At 73.5% G+C, this 20,415-nt stretch carries 20 protein-coding genes and 1 pseudogene; 11 read left to right on the forward strand and 10 right to left on the reverse strand.

Translation table 11 applies throughout. The features are described from left to right. Both SZN_RS43480 and SZN_RS12910 read right to left on the reverse strand, forming a co-directional pair. Window positions 1-168: pseudogene (locus SZN_RS43480) on the reverse strand (ATP-binding protein); the annotation flags it as partial. Window positions 169-412: 244 nt separating this feature from the next. Next, the gene (locus SZN_RS12910; protein ID WP_043730337.1) at window positions 413-799 is read right to left on the reverse strand and encodes an STAS domain-containing protein; all 387 of its coding nucleotides are present in this window, start codon (window positions 797-799) and stop codon (window positions 413-415) included. A 251-nt stretch (window positions 800-1,050) separates the two neighbouring features. On the opposite strand from SZN_RS12910, the gene SZN_RS12915 reads away from it, so the two are divergent. Then, window positions 1,051-1,980 (forward strand): RNA polymerase sigma factor SigF, encoded by a 930-nt coding sequence (locus tag SZN_RS12915; protein WP_425274431.1) that lies wholly within the window; start codon window positions 1,051-1,053, stop codon window positions 1,978-1,980. Between the two features lie 124 nt (window positions 1,981-2,104). On the opposite strand, the gene hutI is transcribed toward SZN_RS12915, so the two are convergent. The 4 genes from hutI to hutU form a co-directional block, all read right to left on the reverse strand. Further along, on the reverse strand, window positions 2,105-3,385 hold the full coding sequence (gene hutI / locus SZN_RS12920) for an imidazolonepropionase (protein ID WP_007495016.1): 1,281 nt from the start codon (window positions 3,383-3,385) through the stop codon (window positions 2,105-2,107). After that, a complete protein-coding gene (locus SZN_RS12925) occupies window positions 3,382-4,719 on the reverse strand; it encodes a formimidoylglutamate deiminase (protein ID WP_007495018.1) in 1,338 nt (445 codons plus the stop codon). The genes hutI and SZN_RS12925 overlap by 4 nt, the downstream gene beginning before the upstream one ends. After that, window positions 4,716-5,918, reverse strand: a complete 1,203-nt coding sequence (locus tag SZN_RS12930; protein WP_043730359.1) for an allantoate amidohydrolase — start codon at window positions 5,916-5,918, stop codon at window positions 4,716-4,718. The genes SZN_RS12925 and SZN_RS12930 overlap by 4 nt, the downstream gene beginning before the upstream one ends. Before the next feature lie 80 nt (window positions 5,919-5,998). Then, window positions 5,999-7,663 carry a urocanate hydratase gene (gene hutU, locus SZN_RS12935; protein ID WP_007495022.1) on the reverse strand — a complete coding sequence of 555 codons (1,665 nt, stop codon included), beginning with the start codon at window positions 7,661-7,663 and terminating at the stop codon, window positions 5,999-6,001. Between the two features lie 129 nt (window positions 7,664-7,792). Between hutU and SZN_RS12940 the strand changes: the two genes are divergently transcribed. The 5 genes from SZN_RS12940 (at window position 7,793) to SZN_RS12960 (ending at window position 11,534) form a co-directional block, all read left to right on the forward strand. Further along, window positions 7,793-9,205 (forward strand): type III PLP-dependent enzyme domain-containing protein, encoded by a 1,413-nt coding sequence (locus SZN_RS12940; protein WP_007495024.1) that lies wholly within the window; start codon window positions 7,793-7,795, stop codon window positions 9,203-9,205. A 180-nt stretch (window positions 9,206-9,385) separates the two neighbouring features. Beyond that, window positions 9,386-9,778: a hypothetical protein gene (locus tag SZN_RS12945; RefSeq protein WP_007495026.1), complete on the forward strand. Its 393-nt coding sequence runs from the start codon at window positions 9,386-9,388 to the stop codon at window positions 9,776-9,778. After that, window positions 9,775-10,563 (forward strand): hypothetical protein, encoded by a 789-nt coding sequence (locus SZN_RS12950; RefSeq protein WP_007495028.1) that lies wholly within the window; start codon window positions 9,775-9,777, stop codon window positions 10,561-10,563. Before SZN_RS12945 ends, SZN_RS12950 begins: the two co-directional genes overlap by 4 nt. A gap of 85 nt (window positions 10,564-10,648) precedes the next feature. Continuing rightward, window positions 10,649-11,146, forward strand: coding sequence for a roadblock/LC7 domain-containing protein (locus SZN_RS12955; RefSeq protein WP_007495030.1), 498 nt, complete (start codon window positions 10,649-10,651; stop codon window positions 11,144-11,146). A gap of 13 nt (window positions 11,147-11,159) precedes the next feature. After that, on the forward strand, window positions 11,160-11,534 hold the full coding sequence (locus SZN_RS12960; protein ID WP_007495032.1) for a roadblock/LC7 domain-containing protein: 375 nt from the start codon (window positions 11,160-11,162) through the stop codon (window positions 11,532-11,534). Between the two features lie 21 nt (window positions 11,535-11,555). Here SZN_RS12960 and SZN_RS12965 read toward each other — a convergent pair whose 3' ends face one another. The 3 genes from SZN_RS12965 to SZN_RS12975 all read right to left on the reverse strand — a co-directional run bounded on the left by SZN_RS12965 (window position 11,556) and on the right by SZN_RS12975 (window position 14,716). After that, on the reverse strand, window positions 11,556-12,074 hold the full coding sequence (locus tag SZN_RS12965; protein ID WP_244313343.1) for a hypothetical protein: 519 nt from the start codon (window positions 12,072-12,074) through the stop codon (window positions 11,556-11,558). 267 nt (window positions 12,075-12,341) lie between these two features. Continuing rightward, window positions 12,342-13,202, reverse strand: coding sequence for a MurR/RpiR family transcriptional regulator (locus SZN_RS12970; protein WP_007495036.1), 861 nt, complete (start codon window positions 13,200-13,202; stop codon window positions 12,342-12,344). Then, the gene (locus SZN_RS12975) at window positions 13,199-14,716 is read right to left on the reverse strand and encodes an aromatic amino acid ammonia-lyase (protein WP_007495038.1); all 1,518 of its coding nucleotides are present in this window, start codon (window positions 14,714-14,716) and stop codon (window positions 13,199-13,201) included. Before SZN_RS12975 ends, SZN_RS12970 begins: the two co-directional genes overlap by 4 nt. A gap of 141 nt (window positions 14,717-14,857) precedes the next feature. Here SZN_RS12975 and SZN_RS12980 point away from each other — a divergent pair, with 141 nt between their 5' ends. From SZN_RS12980 to SZN_RS13000, 5 genes are all read left to right on the forward strand, one after another. Next, window positions 14,858-15,892 carry an ABC transporter ATP-binding protein gene (locus tag SZN_RS12980; RefSeq protein WP_007495040.1) on the forward strand — a complete coding sequence of 345 codons (1,035 nt, stop codon included), beginning with the start codon at window positions 14,858-14,860 and terminating at the stop codon, window positions 15,890-15,892. Next, on the forward strand, window positions 15,889-16,530 hold the full coding sequence (locus SZN_RS12985) for an ABC transporter permease (RefSeq protein ID WP_007495042.1): 642 nt from the start codon (window positions 15,889-15,891) through the stop codon (window positions 16,528-16,530). Before SZN_RS12980 ends, SZN_RS12985 begins: the two co-directional genes overlap by 4 nt. 1 nt (window position 16,531) lies before the next feature. Further along, window positions 16,532-17,194 carry an ABC transporter permease gene (locus SZN_RS12990; RefSeq protein ID WP_007495044.1) on the forward strand — a complete coding sequence of 221 codons (663 nt, stop codon included), beginning with the start codon at window positions 16,532-16,534 and terminating at the stop codon, window positions 17,192-17,194. Between the two features lie 10 nt (window positions 17,195-17,204). Next, on the forward strand, window positions 17,205-18,149 hold the full coding sequence (locus tag SZN_RS12995; protein WP_007495045.1) for an ABC transporter substrate-binding protein: 945 nt from the start codon (window positions 17,205-17,207) through the stop codon (window positions 18,147-18,149). 81 nt (window positions 18,150-18,230) lie between these two features. Then, a complete protein-coding gene (locus tag SZN_RS13000; protein ID WP_007495046.1) occupies window positions 18,231-18,671 on the forward strand; it encodes a hypothetical protein in 441 nt (146 codons plus the stop codon). 354 nt (window positions 18,672-19,025) lie between these two features. Here the strand turns inward: SZN_RS13000 and SZN_RS13005 are convergent, their stop codons facing one another. Further along, a complete protein-coding gene (locus SZN_RS13005; RefSeq protein WP_007495047.1) occupies window positions 19,026-20,414 on the reverse strand; it encodes a cystathionine beta-synthase in 1,389 nt (462 codons plus the stop codon). Between the last annotated feature and the right edge of the window lies 1 nt (window position 20,415).

Here is a 20,415-nt window from a genome sequence, read left to right on the forward strand (position 1 = left end):
GGACACCGCGGGCGCCGCGGCGGGCGCGACGCCGCCCGCGGACACGGCCCGCGCGGGCGGGCCCGTCGTGGAGCCCCCCGTCACCGAAGCGTCCCCCTCGGATCCCGCGGAAGCGCCGCTGGGCTCAGGGCCGCGGTCGCCCGGCGAGAAAGGCCGGGTGGTGCTCATCAGCGCTTCACCTCACCGATTCACCAGTTCAACGTTCACATGATTCACAGGTCAGTACGCGGAGTCAGTACGTCGTACATGATCCTTGCCCGAAATGCCGGTCTCAGTCCCCCACCCCCGGTGGCCGACGTCACGAACGACACGCTCAGGATGTCTCCTGCCCGACCGCGCCGGGGGAACACCCCTCACTTCGGGCCTCTTCGGGCCGGAGGGCGTGCCGTCCGACGCGCCGGGGCCCGAGGGCTCAGCCCGGCCCCGCGGACCCGTCCGCCAGGGCGTCGGCGAGCGAGTCGTGGACCGTGAAGACGGCCTCGGCCCCGGTGATCTCGAACACGCGCGCGACGACGGGCAGCATCCCCGCGAGATGCACCCCGCCCCCGGCGGCCTCCGCCTTGAGCCGCGCGCCGAGCAGCACGTTCAGGCCCGTGGAGTCGCAGAACTCCAGCCGTGAACAGTCGACGACAAGTCGGCTGAAGCCCTTCTCGAGGCAGTCCTCAAGCGGCTCACGCAACAGGTCGGCGGTGTGGTGATCCAGCTCACCGGCCGGGGTCACGACGGCACTGGAGCCCTCTTCCCGCACCTCGACAAGAAGTCGGCCAGACTGTGCGCTGCCGACCGTCCCGCGGTCCATGCCGTCTCTCACTCCCGACGTCGTGGCTGCTGACTGACGCTCCCGAACATTACGCCCTCCACCCGCCCTCTCCCACCCGAACATCCACCCATAAACGGACATTTCACAACAGAGCGCACTTGCGGTGGGCTCATGAAAGCGGGTAGGGCTAGTACAGACACGTAACCGACTCGGCCGGCTTCGGAGGCGCCGCACACCGTAGTGCACGTAAAGGCTTCGGCAGCCATATGCCGAGAACGATGGAGGACATCATGTCACCCCGGCTCGACGCATCGCATACCCAGAGCGCGACGTCGGCATCCCGACCGGCCGATCCGGCCCCCCTCGGGCGCGCGGGCGCCGCGATCCCCGAGCAGGACCCCGGTCAGGACGACGTACTCGCCGGGCTTCCGGACATCCCCCCGTTCGACGAGGTGGGACCGGTGGACGCGCGGGCCCTGTCCAAGACCCTCTTCGAGCGGCTGGAGTCGCTGGAGGAAGGCACCCACGAGTACTCCTACGTCCGCAACACACTCGTCGAACTGAATCTCGCCCTGGTCAAGTTCGCCGCCTCCCGCTTCCGCTCGCGCAGCGAGCCGATGGAGGACATCATCCAGGTCGGCACGATCGGCCTGATCAAGGCGATCGACCGCTTCGAGCTCAGCCGCGGGGTGGAGTTCCCCACCTTCGCGATGCCGACCATCATCGGCGAGATCAAGCGCTTCTTCCGCGACACCTCGTGGTCCGTGCGCGTGCCGCGCCGGCTCCAGGAGCTCCGGCTCGACCTCGCCAAGGCCGGGGACGAACTGGCCCAGAAGCTGGACCGCGCGCCGACGGTCGCGGAGCTGGCCGAGCGCCTGGGCCTGACCCGGGACGAGGTCGTCGAGGGCATGGCGGCGTCGAACGCGTACACCGCCTCGTCGCTGGACGCCCAGCCCGAGGAGGACGACTCCGAGGGCGCGCTGGCCGACCGGATCGGCTACGAGGACCACGGCATCGAGGGCATCGAGTACGTCGCCTCGCTCAAGCCGCTCATCGCCGAACTGCCGCCGCGGGACCGCAGGATCCTGTCCCTGCGCTTCGTCGCTGGCCTGACCCAGTCCGAGATCGGCGAGGAGCTCGGCATCTCGCAGATGCATGTCTCACGCCTGCTGTCGCGGACCCTGGTCCGGCTCAGAAAGGGCCTCACGGTCGAGGAGTGACCGCGCGGGAGCCCGCGCCGCTCCCGCCCCGCCCCGCAGTCGCGCGCTGTGCCCGGTGCCCCGCCGAAGCCGATCGGCCGGGCACCGGGCACAGTGCGTCGCGGCCCGTGCCCGCGTCCGCCGCTCAGACCGCGCGGACGCCGTCGCGCCAGACCGCGTGGACCAGGGGCACGCCCGGCCGGTAGGCCAGGTGGACATGGCTCGGGGCGTCGAGCAGGACCAGGTCCGCGCGGGCGCCCGGGGTGAGCCGGCCGACGTCGTCGCGGCGCAGGGCCGCGGCACCGCCCGCCGTGGCCGACCACAGCGCCTCGTCCGGGGTCATCCCCATGTCCCGCACCGCGAGGGCGACGCAGAACGGGACGGAGGAGGTGAACGACGACCCCGGGTTGCAGTCGGTGGACAGGGCGACGGTGACGCCCGCGTCGAGGAGGCGCCGGGCGTCGGGCCAGGCGGCGCGGGTGGAGAACTCGGCGCCCGGCAGCAGGGTGGCGACGGTGCGCCCGCTCGCCAGCGCGTCGACGTCGGCGTCCGTGAGGTGGGTGCAGTGGTCGGCGCTGGCGGCGTCGAGTTCGACGGCCAGCCGCACGCCGGGGCCGTAGGAGAGCTGGTTGGCGTGGATGCGCGGGTGCAGGCCCTTCGCCCTGCCCGCGGTGAGGATCGCGCGCGCCTGGTCGCCGTCGAAGGCGCCCTTCTCGCAGAACACGTCGATCCAGCGGGCGTGCGGGGCGCAGGCGTCGAGCATCTCGCCGGTGACGAGGGCGACATAGCCGGCCGGGTCGTCGGCGTGGTCCGGGGGGACGATGTGGGCGCCGAGGTAGGTGACCTCGTCGGTGTGGGCGGCGGCGATGCGCAGGGCGCGGGCCTCGTCCCCGACGGTGAGGCCGTAGCCGGACTTGGTCTCGAAGGTGGTGGTGCCCTGGCGCAGCGCCTCCGAGAGGTAGCGGGTGAGGTTGGCTTCGAGCGCCGCGTCGCTCGCGGCCCGGGTCGCGGCGACCGTGGTGCGGATGCCGCCCGCGCTGTAGGGCCGCCCGGACATCCGGGCGTTGAACTCCTCGGTGCGGTCGCCCGCGAAGACGAGGTGCGAGTGGGAGTCGACGAAGCCCGGGACCACCGCCCGGCCGCCGGCGTCGACCCGGTTGTCAGTGGCGGGTGCTTTGCTTTGGTCACCGGTCCACGCGACGCGGCCGCCCTCGATGACGAGGGCCGCGTCCCGGATCAGTCCGAGGGGTGAGTTGTCACCGAGGGAGGGGTCGTTGGTGACCAGGACGGCGATGTCGGTGATGAGCGTGCTGGCGGTGCTCGCGGAGTGGGCGGGGCTGACGGTCGTCGCGTTGCTCATGGCGTCCTCGGTTGCCTGGTCTGCGGTGGGGGCGGGCGCGGGGTCCGGGTCCGGGTCCGGCGTCATCCGCGCAGGGCTTCGACGGCGTCCGCGAGGGCCCGCGGCACCTCCGGCACGCGGGTGTGGACCCCGTCCCGCACGACGTGCCGGCCTGCCACGACCGTATGGGTCACGTCCGCTGCCGACGCGGCGAATACGGCCGTCTCGGCCCCGAGCCGTGGAAGCGGCCCTGCCGTCCTGACCGAGTCGAGGGCGATCGTCGTGAAGTCGGCGAGCGCCCCGGGCTCCAGGGTGCCCGCGTCGTCCCAGCCGAGCGCGGCGTGGCCGTCTGCCGAGGCCGCCCGCAGCAGGGCCGCCGCCGTCCAGTGGCCGCGGGTGCGGGTGCGCAGGCGCTCGTCGAGCTCCATCGCGCGCGCCTCCTCCAGCAGGTCGATCACGGCGTGGCTGTCGGAGCCGAGGCTGAGCGGGGAGCCCTCGTTCTGGAGGGCGGCGGCGGGGCCGATGCCGTCCGCGAGGTCCCGTTCGGTGGTGGGGCACATGCAGGTGCCGGTGCCGCTGCCGCCGATGAGGGAGATGTCCTCGGCGGTGAGGTGGGTGTTGTGCACGCCGGTGGTGCGCGGTCCGAGGACGCCGTGCCGGGCGAGCAGCTGGGTCGGGGTGCAGCCGTGGGCCTCCCGGCAGGCGTCGTTCTCGGCGGTCTGCTCGGAGAGGTGCACGTGCAGCGGGGCCCGCCGCTCCCCGGCCCAGCGCGCCACGGTCTCCAACTGCCCGGCGGGCACCGCCCGTACGGAGTGCACGGCGGCCCCGATCCGTGCGTGGTCCCGTTCCTTGAGAAGTGAAGAGCGTACGGCCCAGGCGTCCGCGTCGCCGTCGGAGAAGCGGAGCTGCTGGGCGGTGGGGGGCCGGCCGAAGCCGGCGGAGAGGTAGGCGGTGTCGAGGAGGGTGATGCGGATGCCGGCCTCGGCGGCGGCCGCGATCAGGGCCTCGCCCATCGCGTTGGGGTCCGCGTAGGGGGTGCCGCCGGGCGCGTGGTGGACGTAGTGGAACTCCCCGACGGCGGTGATGCCGGCGAGGGCCATCTCGGCGTACACCGCGCGGGCGAGGGCGTGGTAGGTGTCGGGGGTCAGCCGTTCGGCGACGGAGTACATGGTCTCGCGCCAGGTCCAGAAGGTGCCGGAGCCGACCTGGACGGTGCCGCGCAGGGCGCGGTGGAAGGCGTGGCTGTGGGCGTTGGCCAGGCCGGGCAGGGTCAGTCCGCGCAGCACCTCGGCGCCGGGGGGCGGGGCGGGCAGGCCGGTGCGGACGGCGCCGACGCGGCCCTCGCGCACGTCCAGGGCGACGCCCGGCTCGACGTGGGTGCCGAGCCAGGCGTGTTCCAGCCAGTAGGTCGTGGTGGTCACCTGCGGGCCAGCCCTTCCAGTACGTCGGCGAGCGCGAGGACCCCGGCCGCGCAGTCGTCCTCGGCGGCGTGCTCGGCCGGGGAGTGCGAGACGCCGGTGGGGTTGCGCACGAACAGCATGGCGGTCGGGATGCTCCCGGAGAGGATTCCGGCGTCGTGTCCCGCCCCCGTACCCAGCACGGGCACGGTGATGCCGGTGTCCGTGCCCAGGATGCGGCCCAGTTCGTCGCGCAGGGCGTGGTCGAACTCCACGACGGGTGTGAAGGACTCCCGTACGACGTCGAGGTCGACGCCGTGCGCCTCGGCGTGGCCGCGGGCCGCCTTCTCGATGCCGTCGACGACCGTGTCGAGGCTCGCCTGGTCCTCGGCCCGGGAGTCGAGCCAGCCGCGCACCAGGGAGGGGATGGCGTTGACGCCGTTGGGCTCGACGGAGATCTTGCCGAAGGTGGCGACGGCTCCGGCGAGCCGGGCCTCGCGCCGGGCGGCGAGGACCGTCTCGGCGTAGGTGAGCATGGGGTCGCGGCGGTCCACGAGCCGGGTGGTGCCCGCGTGGTTGGCCTCGCCCCGGAAGTCGAACCGCCAGCGGCCGTGCGGCCAGATGGCGCTGGCGATGCCGACCCGGTCGCCGGACAGGTCCAGCGCGCGGCCCTGTTCGACGTGCAGTTCCACGAAGGCGCCGATGCGGGCGAGCCGGTCAGGGTCGGCGCCGATGGCGTCCGGGTCGTGGCCGGCGGCCTCCATGGCGCGGGGCAGGCTGACGCCGTCGGCGTCGGTGAGCCGGTGGGCGTCGGCCGCGGTGAGCTGACCGGCGGTGAGCCGGGAGCCGACGCAGGCCAGTCCGAACCGGGCGCCCTCCTCGTCGCCGAAGTTGACGACGGCGAGGGGCCTGGCGAGGTCCGTGCCCCGGGCGCGCAGTTCGTCGAGCGCGGCGAAGGAGGAGACGACGCCGAGGGGCCCGTCGAAGGCACCGCCGTCCGGTACCGAGTCCAGGTGCGAGCCGGTGACGACCGCGTCCCCGGCCTCGGGGTCGCCGAGCCAGGCCCACTGGTTGCCGTTGCGGTCGACCTCGTAGGTGAGGCCCCGCGCGGCGGCCTGGTCCGCGAACCAGGCCCGGCAGTCGAGGTCGGCGCCGGTCCAGGCGTAGCGGCGGTAGCCGCGGGACGCGGCGTGCCGGCCGAGGGGCAGCAGTTCGCGCCACATCTCCAGGAAGGAGCCGCCGGCCGGTGCCGGGGCGGGCGGCTGCCCGTCGGGGGCGCGGCCGGGCCCGTCCGGTCGCCGCGTCACGCGTCGCCGCCCTCGCGCATCGGCACGCGCACGCCGCGCTCGTCGGCGACGCTCTCCGCGAGGTCGTAGCCCGCGTCCACGTGCCGGATGACGCCCATGCCGGGGTCGTTGGTGAGCACGCGGCGGATCTTCTCGCCGCCCAGCCTGGTGCCGTCGGCGACGGTGACCTGGCCGGCGTGCAGGGAGCGGCCCATGCCGACGCCGCCGCCGTGGTGCAGGGAGACCCAGGAGGCGCCGGAGGCGACGTTCACCATGGCGTTCAGCAGCGGCCAGTCGGCGATGGCGTCGGAGCCGTCGAGCATGGCCTCGGTCTCGCGGTAGGGGGAGGCCACCGAGCCGCAGTCCAGGTGGTCGCGGCCGATCGCCAGCGGCGCGGCCAGCTCGCCGCTCGCCACCATGTCGTTGAAGCGCTCGCCGGCCCTGTCGCGCTCGCCGTAGCCGAGCCAGCAGATCCGGGCGGGCAGGCCCTGGAAGTGGACGCGCTCACCGGCCAGTCTGATCCAGCGGGCCAGGGACTCGTTCTCCGGGAAGAGGTCCAGGATCGCCCGGTCCGTCTTGGCGATGTCGGCCGGGTCGCCGGACAGGGCCGCCCAGCGGAAGGGGCCCTTGCCCTCGCAGAACAGGGGGCGGATGTAGGCGGGGACGAAGCCGGGGAAGGCGAACGCCCTCTCGTATCCGGCGAGTCGGGCCTCGCCGCGGATGGAGTTGCCGTAGTCGAAGACCTCGGCTCCGGCGTCCATGAAGCCGACCATGGCCTCCACGTGGCGTGCCATGGACTCGCGGGCCCGGGTGGTGAAGCCGGCCGGGTCCTTGGCGGCGGCGTCGGCCATGTCCTCGAAGGCGGTGCCGACCGGCAGGTAGGCCAGCGGGTCGTGGGCCGAGGTCTGGTCGGTGACGATGTCGATCGGCGCGCCCATGGCGAGCAGTCGCGGCAGCAGTTCGGCGGCGTTGCCGAGGACGCCGATCGACAGCGGGCGGCGGGCGTCGCGGGCCTCGGTGGCGAGTTGGAGGGCGTGGTCGAGGGAGTCGGCCCGGACGTCGAGGTAGCGGTGCTCGATCCGGCGCTCGATGGCGCGCGGGTCGCAGTCGACGCAGATCGCGACGCCGTCGTTCATGGTGACGGCGAGCGGCTGGGCGCCGCCCATGCCGCCGAGCCCGGCGGTGAGGGTGATCGTGCCCGCGAGGGTGCCGCCGAACTTCTTCGCGGCGACGGCGGCGAAGGTCTCGTAGGTGCCCTGGAGGATGCCCTGGGTGCCGATGTAGATCCAGGAACCGGCGGTCATCTGGCCGTACATGGTGAGGCCGAGGGCCTCCAGGCGCCGGAACTCCTCCCAGTTCGCCCAGTCGCCGACCAGGTTGGAGTTGGCGATGAGGACGCGCGGGGCCCACTCGTGGGTCTGCATGACGCCGACGGGGCGGCCGGACTGGACGAGCATCGTCTCGTCCTGCTTGAGGCCCCTCAGCGTGCGCACCATGGCGTCGAAGGAGCGCCAGTCGCGGGCGGCCTTGCCGGTGCCGCCGTAGACGACGAGCTTGTCGGGGTGCTCGGCGACCTCCGGGTCGAGGTTGTTCTGGAGCATCCGCAGGGCGGCTTCCTGCTGCCATCCCAGGGCACTCAGTTCCGTACCGCGCGGTGCTCGGACGGGGCGGGGTCCTGACATGGTCTGCCTCCCAGCGGACGGTCACCACGGACTGTTGAGGTGGATATTCACATCCTGACTTCTTGAATAGAACTAGTCAATACCGGGGTGCGCCCGGCGAGGCCGCCCGCCGGATGTTTGGCTGGACGCATGGGCTCGTACGACGGCACGACGGGGGATGGCGTGGGCAGCGGAGCGGTTATCCCGGCACAGGACGCCGAGCGGGTGGCGCGGCGCGACGCGGCGGTGCGCGCCGCCGTGGAGCAGGGCCTGCTCGGCCCCGGCTCCCCCATCGTGGGCCTGCTGGACGTGGCGGGCATCAGGGAGTCGGCGGCGGCGCTGCGTGCCGCGTTCGACGCGGTGGCCGCGCCGGGCATGCCGGTGCTGCACGCCTTCGCCGTGAAGGCGACCCCCCTGGTACCGGTGCTGCGGCTGCTGCGCGACGAGGGCATCGGCGCGGAGGTGGCGAGCCCCGGCGAGCTGGCCCTCGCGCGGGCGGCGGGGCTGCGCCCGGAGCGGACGGTGCTGGACTCGCCGGCCAAGACGCCGGCCGAACTGCGCGAGGCGCTGGCCCTCGGCATCGCCGTCAACGCCGACAACCCGCAGGAGCTGGCCCGCATCGACGGCCTGATGGCGTCGGCCGCCACCCGCTCCCCGCTGGGGCTGCGGGTGAACCCCCAGCTCGGCGGCGGCTCCATCGGGGCGACCTCCACGGCGACGGCGACCTCGAAGTTCGGGGTGGCCCTGCGGGACGAGGGGGCGCGCGAGTGGATCGTGCGGGCCTGCCGGGACCGGCCGTGGCTGACCCGGCTGCACGCCCACACGGGCTCGCAGGGCATTCCGCTCTCCCTGATGGCGCAGGGCGTGGCGGAGGTGTACGCGCTCGCCGAGGAGATCAACCGGAGGCTGGGGCGGCGGCAGATCGACACGCTCGACATCGGCGGCGGGATGCCGGTGAACTTCTCCTCCGACGCCACGACGCCGGCCTTCGCGCAGTACGCCCGCCTGCTGAGCGAGGCGGTGCCCGGCCTGTTCGGCGGGGGCTACGGACTGGTGACGGAGTTCGGCCGGTCCCTGCTGGCCAAGCACGGCACGATCGTGGCCCGGGTCGAGTACGCCAAGAGCGCCGGAGGGCGGCCGGTGGCGGTGACGCACGCGGGCGTGCAGGTCGCCACCCGGACGGTGTACGCGCCGGGGAGCTGGCCGCTGCGGATCGCCGCCCACGACGCCAAGGGGCACCGCAAGGAGGGGCCGGCCGTGGTGCAGGACGTGGCGGGCCCCGCCTGCTTCTCGGGCGACCTGCTGGCCGAGGGGTGCGCCCTGCCGCTGCTGGAGGAGGGGGACCATGTGGCGGCGCTGGACACGGGCGCGTACTACTTCGCACACCACTACGCCTACAACTCCCTTGCCCGGCCGGGGGTGTACGGCTTCGGCCGGGACGAGACCGGGGGCGTCGCCTTCGCGACCGTGCGCGAGCGGCAGTCCGTCGAGGAGATCGTGGCCGAGTCCGGCGGCGCGCACGCGGACTCGCTCACCGACCCGGCCGCACCCGGGCAGCACTGAACCGCACCCCGGGCACCCGCGGTCAGGGGTGATCAACTGCGCCGCGGACGTGGTCAGTTGACCCACCCTAGCCACTTCACGCATGTTCCACCGGAAAATGCCCGAACGCTCACTCGCGGCACACACGTTGCGTAGCTTGGCGGTCACTCAGCCGGACCCCAGGCGGGAGGGGAGCGTACGGTGCCCGGAATCGACGAGTGCTTGCTGGAGACGATGCGGTTGCCCGGTGCGCGCGGCGCCGCGTTGGTCGACTGGACGAGCGGACTGGCGCTGGGCACCGTGGGCGAACCCCCGGGAGGCGACCACGAGACGGCGGCCGCGGAGGCCGCGGAGCTGGCCCGGCTGGCCGCCGAGCAGCGGGCCTTCGGACCCGAGGACGGGGCTGAGCCCGCCGATCCGCCGGTCGAGGACGTGATCCTCAGCAACCGCGACAGCTACCACGTGCTGCGGTTCGTGCCGACGTCCTTCGACAGCAGCGTGTTCCTGTACCTGTGGCTGGCGCGCTCGGACGGCAATCTCGCGCTCGCCCGCATCCGGCTGGGCGAGATGGCCGAACGGCTGGTGCTGGGATGACGGTCGTGGCGAGCACCCCGCCGCCGCGGCTGCCGGTGCGCGACCGGGCGGCGAGCCCGACCCGGGCGCCGGGCGTCTCACCGATGCTCACCCGGCTCGCCGAGGAACGGGCCACCGGTGTCCTGGAGCGCGAGCACGGCACGCTCCATCTGGCCGAGGGGCGGGTGGTGCACGCCGAGAGCCCGCTCGCGACCAGCCTCGCCACCCTGCTGACCCGCCACGGCGGCCTGGACGGCGCCGCCTGGCGGGAGGCGGAGGACCGGGCCGACGAGGGCCGGCTCCTGCGGCACGGCGTGACGCCGGGCGTGCTGGAACTGGCCCAGGCCAGCGCCCTGTACGACGCCGCCTACTTCGCGCTGGCGCCCAGCAGCACCCCCGGCCGCTTCCGGTACGGCGGCGCGCACTGGCTGGCCGGGGTGCATCCCGTACCGGTCGGCGCGCTGGAGCAGGAGACGCTGCGCCGGCGGGCGCTGCTGCCGCGGATATGGCCCGACCCGGCGACGGACGGCGCGCCGCTGGTGCGGGCCGACCCGGTCGCCGCGCCCGCGGTCCCCTCCCGGCAGGCCGCCGTGCTGGCACGGGTCGACGGCGTCCGCAGGGCCGTCGACATCGCGCGGGAGCTGGGCAGGCCCGCCTTCCACACGCTGGTGCACCTGCGGCGGCTGGCGGCGGCCGGGCTGGTCTCGCCGCGGCCGGCGCCCGCCCGGGACCGTCCGCCGGACACCGGCACCGATCCCTATGTCGCGCTGCTCAAGAGGGTCAGGGATGCGCTGGAGGCCCTTTGACCGCAAACCCTTCGAAGAAGAGGACCGCGAGCCGGCCGGGTTGCCGCGCCCGCCGCAGCGGTCCCGCGCCGAGAGGAGAAACCTGATGGCGGCAGAGGCCCCGATACTCGACGAGTTCCGCCGGCTCAGAGCCCGTGTGCCGCAGCTGACCGGGGCGCTGGCGGCCGGCGTGGACGGACTCGTCCTCGCGCACGACACCCCCGGTGTCGAACCCGACGGCCTCGCCGCCCTGACCGCCGCCGCGCTCGGCGTGGCGGTCCGGCTGACGGACGAGACCGCCCGCGGCGACTTCCGTGAACTGCTCATGCGGGGCACCTACGGCTATGTGGCGACCTATGCCGCGGGCCGTACGGCGGTGCTGACGCTGCTCGCCCAGGACGGCGTGAACGTCGGCCGGCTGCATCTGGAGGGCCGCCGCGCCGGCGCCCGGATCGGGGAGCTGGTCGACGCCGGGGCGGTACCCCTGCGGCGCACCCCCGCCCGCAGCTCCGCCAAGGAGCCCCGCACCCCCGCGCCCACCCGCAACAGAACCGCGCGCCCGGCCCGTACCGCGGCCAACACGCGCACCACCACAGAGAGTTGAGAGGAACCCAACCATGGCCAACACCGAGACCACGCTCAAGGAATGCCTCGCCTCCATCGAGGGCGCGACGGGAGTGGCCCTCGTCGACTACACGAGCGGCATGGCGCTGGGCACGCTCGGCGGCAGCAAGACCTTCGACCTCAACGTCGCCGCCGCGGGCAACACCGACGTGGTGCGCGCCAAGATGCGCACGATGGAGCACCTCGGCCTCAAGAGCGGCATCGAGGACATCCTGATCACGCTGACCGACCAGTACCACCTGATCCGGCTGCTGACCGGGCGCGGCGGGAACGGCCTCTTCCTGTACCTGGCGCTGGACGCCAAGCGCGCCAACCTGGCGATGGCCAGGCACCAGCTGAAGAGGATCGAGGAGGATCTGGAGGTCTGATCCGCCGCGCGGCGATCCGGCCTACACCGGCGCGGCGGTGCGGCGGCGGGCCCCTCCGGGGGCCGCGTCGCCCGCGGCGACACCCGTGCTGCGGTAGCCCCGTACGGCCTTGCCCGCGGGGCCGCCGCCGCGGCCGTCCAGCCAGTCGACGCGCACCCACAGCAGGGCGCCCCCGGCCCGCTCGCGCCGGCCCAGCCAGGCCGCCTTGAGCCACAGGCCGAGCCCGCACCCGGCGAGCACCAGGCCACCGGCGGCGGGTACGGCGAACGCGCTGCCGAACGCGGCGAGGAAGGCGAGGAGCAGCCACCAGCGGTGGCCCCGGCGCCAGCCGCGCACGGACACCGCCCGGTCCTGGAGCACGTCGTGCCGACCGGCACGGGAGGCCGAGCCGGTCAGGGCGGTGTAGCGCCCGCGGCGCACGCCCGCCACGACGGCCGCCGCGACGAGGAACGCCGCCGCCCCGGCCAGTACGCCGATCCGGCGCCCCGTCAGCCCCGCCGGCAGCAGGCCGGCGCCCGCCGCGCCCGCCCCGAGCCACATGAGCGGGGCGGCCCCGGCCCGGACGACGACGGCCACCCGGGCCAGTCCGTGTCCGCCGTGTCCTGCGTGTCCTTCTGGTCGTCCTGTGCGTGCCACGCCCGGCCTCCCGTCCGACGACTCCCCTTGCGCTGTCCGTGCTGTACGCGCTGCTGTGCTCCGTGCTGCACGCGCTGCTGTGCGGGGAGGTTAGCCAGCCAATGTGAGACGCGCCTTAAGAGCGCCCTCCCGCGGCACCCGGCCCGCGGCGCCGCTCTCCCGGGCGGCCGCTCACTCGGTGAACAGCCCCCGCGCCGCCGCCCGCGCGTCGAATTCCTCCAGGCGTGCCTGGGCGTCGGGAAGGTCGTCGCACATCGCCTCCAGCAGGACCCGCCCGAGCAGCATCGGCGCGCAGGCGGTGTCGAAGGCGAGGCCCGTGCCGACGGCCGCGGGCAGCAGCAGGTCGGAGACCTTGGCGACGGGCGCGAACGCGGAGTCGGCGACGGTCACGACGGTCAGCCCGGCCGCCTTGGCGAAGCCGAGGGTGTCCACGACCTCGCGCGGGTGGCGGGGCAGCGCGAAGCAGAGCAGGGCGGTGGCGCCCGCCCGGACGGCGGCGTCGATCCGGTCCTGGATCATCGTGCCGCCCTCGTGCAGCAGCCGTACGTCGGGGTGGACCTTGGCGGCGAAGTACGCGAAGCCGTACGCCTGGGAGGCGGCGGCGCGCAGGCCGAGGACGGGCAGCGGGCGCGAGGCCGCGAGCAGGCGCCCCGCGCGCTGCACGGGCCGGGGGTCGGCCAGCACCTCGGCGAGATGGCGCAGGTTCTCGATCTCGGCCTCGACGGCCTCCTGGTACTCGTTGTACGAGGCCGTGTCGGCCGCGGGTTCCGCGGGCGCGACCTCGCGCAGGTGCCTGCGCAGCGCCGGGTAGCCGTCGAAGCCGAGGGCGACGGCGAAGCGGGTCACGGAGGGCTGGCTGACCCCGGCGAGTTCGGCCAGCTCCACGCTGGACAGGAACGGCACGTCGGCGGCCCGGCGCACCATGCTGTGCGCGATGCGGCGCTGGGTCGGGGTGAGCCGGTGCCCCTCGAAGAGCGCCTGCAGCCGGGCGGCCGGGCTGTCCGTGCCGCTCGTGTTCCTGTCCGCGCTCATGCCGCGCTTCCCCTCCAGATCTCCGTGAACCGGTCCAGCAGTGCCGCCGCCGCCGTCACGTCGTCGGTGAGCGGGCGGTCGGCCGGGTCGCCGTCGAGCACCGACTCGGCCACGTCCAGCGCGCGGCCCACCGGAAGCCCGGGGTCGGGCCGCAGCCCGCGCTGGCGCAACGCCCGTACGGCGGCCACGAGTTCGCAGCCGACGACGAGACGGTACGCGCCGCACGCGCGCAGGGTCTGCCGGGCGGCGAGCGAGGCGAAGCTGGCCTGCTCCTCCACGCCCCGGGAGAGTACAGCGTGGCCGAGCGAGGCGGGGGCGGAGAACGCGCGCAGATCACCGAGGGCGGCGCCGGCGGCGTACTCCAGGATCATCACACCGGACGAGGCGGGCTCGTGGTCGGCGAGGAAGGGCTTCAGCCGGGTGTAGGCGGGCTCGTTCAGGGTCGAGAGCCGGGAGGTGGACAGCCGGGCCACCTGGGTCAGCGCCAGCCGGAAGTGGTCCAGGGCGAGGGCGAGTTGGGCCTGGTAGAAGCCGCCGTGGTGGTAGGCGGCCATGTCCTCGGGGGAGATGAGGGGGTTCTCGGCGGCGGCGTTGATCTCCACCGCGAGGACCGCCTCCAGGGCGTCGGCCGCGTCGTGCGCGGGACCGTGGATCTGGGGCAGGCAGCGGAAGCCGTACGGGTCCTGGATGCGCCCGAGCGGCGGGGTGGGCCGGTCCTCGGCGCCGATCAACGCCCGCATCCTGCGCGCGACTTCGATGCTCCCGCGGTGCGGCCGGGCGGTGTGCACGGGGGCCGCGTAGGGCTCGTGGGAACCGTCGACGGCGAGCAGGGACAGCGCGGCGACCACCTGGGTGGCGGCCACGAGTCCGCGCAGTTCGGCGAGGGCGAGGGCGGCCTGGCCGAGGGTGAGGGCGTTGCTGCTGATGAACGCGAGGGCGTCGTTGTTGTCGAGGGCCTGCGGTTCGGGGGCGCCGGTGCCGCGCCAGGGGTGCTCGCCGGCCAGCGCGAGGCCGGCCTGCGCCAGGGCCGCGATGTCGCCGGTGCCGACCGAGCCGAACTCGTTCACGACCGGGTGGGCCCCGCCCTCCAGGGCCTCGCAGAGCGCGGTGACGACGCTCGGGCGCAGGCCGGCGCCGCCGGCCAGCAGCTGGTTGGCGCGTACGGCGAGCATGGCGCGCACCTGGCGGGCGGGCAGTTCCGCGCCGACGGCGCCGGCGTGGCTGCGCAGCAGGCGCAGGCCGTGCTCGGCGGCGGCCTCGGTGGGCACGTCCTCGTTCCGGTTGGCGCCGACGCCGGTCGAGCGGCCGTAGACGCGGCCGGTCGCGGCGATCAGCCGGGCGGCGTCCCAGGACTCCTCGGCGCGCTTCATCGCCTGGCTCGCGGCGACCGGCCGCGCGGTCCCGTCGGCGAGCCGCACGACGTCGTCGACGCCGAGTCCGATCCCGTCGAGGACGACGAGGCCGGTATGCGAGGACGGCACAGCCTCCGGCATGTCCACGATCCGAGACGACATCAAGCCCAAACTCCCCTCAACCCGGACACCGGGTCTTGCCCGCCGGTCTTCCGTTACTTCGGATTTACACCAACCCGTTGACAACCTATTCAGCTACCAAGAACTCTGCATGAGGTTATACAGCCGGGCAAGGGACATCTCATGATCCAGTTCGACGCGGTCCACAAGCGCTTCGCCAACGGCACGACAGCAGTCCACGACCTCTCCCTGCGGGTTCCGGAGGGAGGCGTCACCGTCCTGGTCGGATCCTCCGGTTGCGGCAAGACGACCACCCTGCGGATGATCAACCGGATGGTGGAGCCGACCTCCGGCACCATCCGGGTCGGCGGCAAGGACGTCACCGAACAGGACGCGGCCGAGCTGCGCCGCTCCATCGGGTACGTCATCCAGCAGGCGGGCCTGTTCCCGCACCGCACGGTCCTCGACAACGTCGCCACCGTGCCCCTGCTGCTCGGCTGGAGCCGCCGCCGGGCGCGCTCGCGGGCGGCCGAGCTGCTGGAGACCGTCGGACTCGCCCCCGACGCCGCGCGGCGGTACCCGCACCAGCTCTCGGGCGGCCAGCAGCAGCGTGTCGGTGTGGCCCGCGCGCTCGCCGCCGACCCGCCCGTCCTGCTGATGGACGAGCCCTTCGGCGCGGTCGACCCGGTGGTCCGCACCCAGCTCCAGGACGAACTGCTCAGGCTTCAGAAGGAGTTGAGCAAGACCATCGTCTTCGTCACCCACGACGTCGACGAGGCGGTGCGGCTCGGCGACCAGATAGCGATCTTCCGCACCGGCGGCCACCTGGTGCAGTGCGCCCCGCCCGCCGAACTGCTCGCCCGCCCCGCCGACGACTTCGTGGCCGGCTTCCTCGGCGCCGAACGCGGCCTGAAGCTGCTGTCGCTGCGCACCCTGGCGGACGTTCCGCAGGCTCCGGCCCCGCAGGGCGGCACCTGGACCCTCGTCCTCGACGAGGCCGGCCGCCCTCTGCACTGGGCCACGCGCGACACCGAGGTCCCGCTGCGGCCCCTGCGGGACGGCGACTCCCTGCTGGCCGCCCTCGACGAGTCGGTCGCCTCCCCCACCGGACTGACCGCCAGGGTCGACGCCGACGGCGTCCTCACCGGCGTCACCTCCCGCGACGACATCCTCCGGCACGCCGGACGGGCCCACACCGAGGCGCGGGTGAGCGCGTGAACATCGACTGGTCCTGGATCGGCGACCACACCGACGACCTCACCACCCTGACGCTCTCCCACCTCCAGGCGGCGCTCACCGCGGTCCTCCTCGGCGTGCTGATCTCCCTGCCGCTCGCGGTGCTCGCCCACCGGATACGCCCCCTGCGCGGCTTCCTGCTCGGGCTGTCCAACGTGCTCTTCACGATCCCCTCGATCGCGATCTTCGTCCTGCTGCTCCCGGTGTCGGGCCTGACCCGCACCACCACCGTCATCGGCCTGACCGTCTACACCCTGGTCGTCCTGCTGCGGAACACCGTGGAGGGACTGGACTCGGTCCCGGTCAAGGTGAAGGAGGCGGCGAAGGCGATGGGCACGCGCCCGCTGCGCACGCTCCTGACCGTCGAGCTCCCGCTCGCCCTGCCCGTGATCATGGCCGGGGTCCGCATCGCGACGGTCATGTCGATCTCCCTGGTCTCCGTCGCGACCTACATCGGCGACGGCGGACTCGGCCAGCTCTTCACCGACGGATTCCAGCGCAACTTCCCCACGCCGGTGATCGTCGGCGTGGTCCTGACCCTGCTGCTGGCGGTGGCCGCCGACGCCCTGCTGGTCGCCCTTCAGTACGTCCTGACCCCCTGGCGGAGGCGGCGAGCCTGACATGTACGAACTCCTCGAGAACCTCGGCGCGTGGCTGGCCGGCGGCGAGCAGTGGTCCGGCTCCGACGGCATCGCCACCCGCCTCGCCGAGCACCTCCAGTACTCCCTGCTCGCCACGCTCATCGCGGCCGCCATCGGCCTCCCCCTCGGCCTGCTGATCGGCCACACCGGCAAGGGCGCCTTCGTCGCGATCAACCTCGCCTCCTTCGGGCGCGCCCTGCCGACCGTCGGCCTGGTCGTGCTGGTCTTCCTGGCAGGCGGGCTGTCGATGCTGCCGGTCTACGTCGCCCTGGTCGCCCTCGCCGTCCCGGCGATCGTCACCAACACCTACGCCGGGATGACGGCCGTCGACCCGGACGTGAAGGACGCGGCGCGCGGCCAGGGGATGCGCGGTCACCAGGTCCTCCGCCAGGTGGAACTGCCCCTCGCCCTCCCGCTGATCATGACGGGCCTGCGCCTGGCGCTGATCCAGGTGGTGGCCACGGCCACCATCGCCGCCTACGTCTCCTTCGGGGGCCTCGGCCGCTACGTCTTCGACGGCCTCGCCCAGCGCGACCTCGTGCAGGTCCTCGGCGGCGCGGTGCTGGTCGCCGTCGTCGCCGTGGCCCTGGACCTCGTCCTCTCCGGCCTCCAGCGCCTCCTCTTCCGCCACCGCACCGCCTAGGGACCCTGCGATGAACCTCCCGACGAACCGACGCGCGCTCCTCGGCGGCCTCCTCGCGGCCGCCTCCGTCCCCGCCCTCGCCGCCTGCTCCGGCGGCATCACCTCCCTGGAGGGCCAGGGCACGGCCTCCGGCGGAGGCGGCTCCAGCGAGGGCGGCCTGACCATCGGCACCGCCAACTTCACCGAGAACCAGGTGCTCGGCTACCTGTACGCCGCCGTGCTGAAGGCGGCAGGCGTCGAGGTCACCGTCCGCCCCAACCTCGGCACCCGCGAGATCCTGATCCCGGCCCTCAAGGGCGGCGACATCGACCTGCTCCCGGAGTACCAGGGCGCCCTGCTGCACTACGTCGCGCCCAAGGCGAAGGCCACCGAGGAGGGCGAGATGCAGAACGCCCTCGCCATGGCCCTGCCCGCCGGCCTCCAGGTGCTGCCGTACGGCAAGGCCGAGGACTCCGACGCCTTCGTCGTCACCCGCGAGACGGCCCGCAAGTACGGTCTCGTCTCCCTCGCGGACCTGCGCAGGCAGAACGGCCGACTGGTCATCGGCGCGGCCCCCGAGGTGAAGAAGCGCGAGGTCGGGGCCGTGGGCCTGAAGAGCGTCTACGGCGTGGAGTTCAAGGAGTTCAAGTCCCTGGACTCCTCCGGTCCGCTGGTCAAGGGCGCCCTGAAGAAGGGCGACGTGGACGTGGCGAACCTCTTCACCACGGACACCGACATCCAGGCCAACGACTGGGTGGTGCTGACCGATCCGAAGAACCTCATCCCCGGCCAGCACGTCGTCCCGCTGATCGCCGACCGCAAGGCCGACTCGACCGTGCGCAAGGCCCTCGCCCGGCTCGGCAACGCCCTGACCACGGCCCAGCTCACCGAGCTGAACCGGCAGGTGGACAAGGACAAGAAGGACCCCGAGGACGTGGCGAACGCCTACGCCGAGCGCAGGGGCCTGCTGAAGTGACCCGCCCCTGCCGTGTCCCCCCGGGCGGACACGGGGGTTAGCCCCAGTGCGGCCGGACACGGCCCTGCCTACCGTGGGCGTATGACGGCAACGGACGCGCGGGACACCGAGCTCAAGAAGGAACTCGCCGCTTCCCTGCAGGCCCGCAGGGAGCTCGGCGAGGAGTACGAGAGCGCGCTGGTCGACTCGTTCCTGGAGAAGGTCGACCAGCGGATCGACGGCGCCGTCGAGCGCCGGCTGCGGCGGCAGTTCGCCGAGCAGGAGATGACGGCGGCCCGCGGCGCGCGCTCGCCGAAGCCGACGGACTCCTTCGGGGAGCGCTTCGGCTTCGGCATCGTCTCGCTGGTGCTGGCGGTCCCGCTGTCCGCGATAGGCGTCGGCGCGGCGCATCTGCCCGGCCTGATCGTCAGCTGGTTCGGCATCGTCGGGGTCAACGTCGTACAGGCCGCCCGCACCAACCCCGGCCTGTTCCGCGGACCGCGCCGGGGACGCGCCCGCGACGACGACACATGGCGGGACTGAGGCCCGGGGCCGTGACCCCGGCGGGGCGCCCGGAAAAGTCGTGCGCGGGGACCGCCGCACCCCCGTTGCCGGGGGGCGGGACGACGGCGGTCCCCGCGAGGGACGCGGGCCGGGTCAGGGCCGGGCTTGCGCGTCCATGGCGTCTGTGGAGGTCCGGGAGCCGCTCCGGAGGTCCGTGACGCCGTTCGGCGCCGGCTGGGGCGGGGAGCCGCTCCCGCCCCTTGCCGACACCTCCAATGTGCCGGACTCGTGTTAAGCGGGTGCTGCGCGGACGTGACACGTGCGTTCCACTTCCGCAAAGACCTCTGGCCACCGCTTTTCCCGCGGCACCGCCCGTTCACCGCGGGTTCGCCGCTACTTCCCGCCCTTGGCCAGGAAAGCCAGCAGATCCTGACGGCTGATCACCCCGGTGGGCTTGCCCTCGACGAGCACGATCGCCGCGTCCGCCGCGCCCAGCACCGTCATCAGGTCCGCGACCGGCTCACCGGAGCCGACCTGCGGCAGCGGAGCCGACATGTGCGTCTCCAGCGGGTCGTCGAGCGAGGCCCGCTTGGTGAACAGGGCGTCCAGCAGCTCCCGTTCGACGACCGAGCCGACGACCTCCGCCGCCATGACGTCGGGGTGGCCGGCGCCCGGCTTGACGATCGGCATCTGCGAGACGCCGTACTCGCGCAGCACCTCGATGGCCTCGCCGACCGTCTCGTCCGGGTGCATGTGGACGAGCGAGGGGATGGCGCCGTGTTCCTTGTCGCTCAGCACGTCACCGACCCGCGCGCTGGGGCCCTCGTCCTCCAGAAAGCCGTAATCGGCCATCCACTCGTCGTTGAAGATCTTGCTGAGGTAGCCGCGTCCGCTGTCCGGCAGCAGGACCACCACGACGTCGTCCTCACCGAGCCGTCCGGCGACCTCCAGCGCCGCCACGACCGCCATGCCGCAGGAGCCGCCGACGAGCAGGCCCTCCTCGCGGGCGAGGCGGCGGGTCATCTGGAAGGAGTCCTTGTCGGAGACCGCGACGATCTCGTCGGCGACGGTCCGGTCGTAGGCGGTCGGCCAGAAGTCCTCACCGACGCCCTCGACGAGGTACGGCCGCCCGGAGCCGCCCGAGTACACCGAGCCCTCCGGGTCGGCGCCGACCACCTTCACCCGGCCGTCGCTGACGTCCTTCAGATAGCGGCCGGTGCCGGAGATGGTGCCGCCCGTGCCCACGCCCGCCACGAAGTGCGTGATCCTGCCCTCGGTCTGCTCCCACAGCTCGGGGCCCGTGGAGTGGTAGTGCGACAGGGGGTTGTTCGGGTTGGAGTACTGGTCGGGCTTCCACGCGCCCGGCGTCTCGCGCACCAGCCGGTCGGAGACGTTGTAGTAGGAGTCCGGGTGCCCGGGGTCCACGGCGGTGGGGCAGACGACCACCTCGGCCCCGTACGCGCGCAGCACGTTGATCTTGTCCGTGGAGACCTTGTCGGGGCACACGAAGATGCACCTGTACCCCTTCTGCTGCGCCACGATGGCGAGCCCGACACCGGTGTTGCCGCTGGTGGGCTCGACGATGGTGCCCCCGGGCAGCAGCGCTCCGCTCTGCTCGGCCGCCTCGATCATGCGCAGCGCGATGCGGTCCTTCACGGAACCGCCCGGGTTGAAGTACTCGACCTTGGCCAGGACGGTCGCCCGGATGCCCTTGGTCACGTTGTTGAGCCTCACCAGCGGGGTGTTGCCGACGAGGTCGATCATCGAGTCGTGGAATTGCACC

Origin of the sequence: Streptomyces zinciresistens K42, from assembly GCF_000225525.1 — a bacterium.
In the GTDB taxonomy this organism is placed as follows: Bacteria; Actinomycetota; Actinomycetes; order Streptomycetales; family Streptomycetaceae; genus Streptomyces; species Streptomyces zinciresistens.

What these genes read in the sequence shown, in the direction of transcription:
- SZN_RS12930 (WP_043730359.1), bottom strand. Translation starts at nt 5,918, where the DNA reads ATGTGGCGCGAACTGCTGCCCCTCGGCCGGCACGCCGCGTCCCGCGGC.
- SZN_RS12990 (WP_007495044.1), top strand. Translation starts at nt 16,532, where the DNA reads ATGTACGAACTCCTCGAGAACCTCGGCGCGTGGCTGGCCGGCGGCGAG.
- SZN_RS12965 (WP_244313343.1), bottom strand. Translation starts at nt 12,074, where the DNA reads ATGTGGCTCGGGGCGGGCGCGGCGGGCGCCGGCCTGCTGCCGGCGGGG.
- SZN_RS12940 (WP_007495024.1), top strand. Translation starts at nt 7,793, where the DNA reads ATGGGCTCGTACGACGGCACGACGGGGGATGGCGTGGGCAGCGGAGCG.
- SZN_RS12995 (WP_007495045.1), top strand. Translation starts at nt 17,205, where the DNA reads ATGAACCTCCCGACGAACCGACGCGCGCTCCTCGGCGGCCTCCTCGCG.
- hutI (WP_007495016.1), bottom strand. Translation starts at nt 3,385, where the DNA reads ATGACGCCGGACCCGGACCCGGACCCCGCGCCCGCCCCCACCGCAGAC.
- SZN_RS12950 (WP_007495028.1), top strand. Translation starts at nt 9,775, where the DNA reads ATGACGGTCGTGGCGAGCACCCCGCCGCCGCGGCTGCCGGTGCGCGAC.
- hutU (WP_007495022.1), bottom strand. Translation starts at nt 7,663, where the DNA reads ATGTCAGGACCCCGCCCCGTCCGAGCACCGCGCGGTACGGAACTGAGT.
- SZN_RS12960 (WP_007495032.1), top strand. Translation starts at nt 11,160, where the DNA reads ATGGCCAACACCGAGACCACGCTCAAGGAATGCCTCGCCTCCATCGAG.
- SZN_RS12910 (WP_043730337.1), bottom strand. Translation starts at nt 799, where the DNA reads ATGGACCGCGGGACGGTCGGCAGCGCACAGTCTGGCCGACTTCTTGTC.
- SZN_RS12915 (WP_425274431.1), top strand. Translation starts at nt 1,051, where the DNA reads ATGTCACCCCGGCTCGACGCATCGCATACCCAGAGCGCGACGTCGGCA.
- SZN_RS12955 (WP_007495030.1), top strand. Translation starts at nt 10,649, where the DNA reads ATGGCGGCAGAGGCCCCGATACTCGACGAGTTCCGCCGGCTCAGAGCC.
- SZN_RS13000 (WP_007495046.1), top strand. Translation starts at nt 18,231, where the DNA reads ATGACGGCAACGGACGCGCGGGACACCGAGCTCAAGAAGGAACTCGCC.
- SZN_RS12975 (WP_007495038.1), bottom strand. Translation starts at nt 14,716, where the DNA reads ATGTCGTCTCGGATCGTGGACATGCCGGAGGCTGTGCCGTCCTCGCAT.
- SZN_RS12980 (WP_007495040.1), top strand. Translation starts at nt 14,858, where the DNA reads ATGATCCAGTTCGACGCGGTCCACAAGCGCTTCGCCAACGGCACGACA.
- SZN_RS12970 (WP_007495036.1), bottom strand. Translation starts at nt 13,202, where the DNA reads ATGAGCGCGGACAGGAACACGAGCGGCACGGACAGCCCGGCCGCCCGG.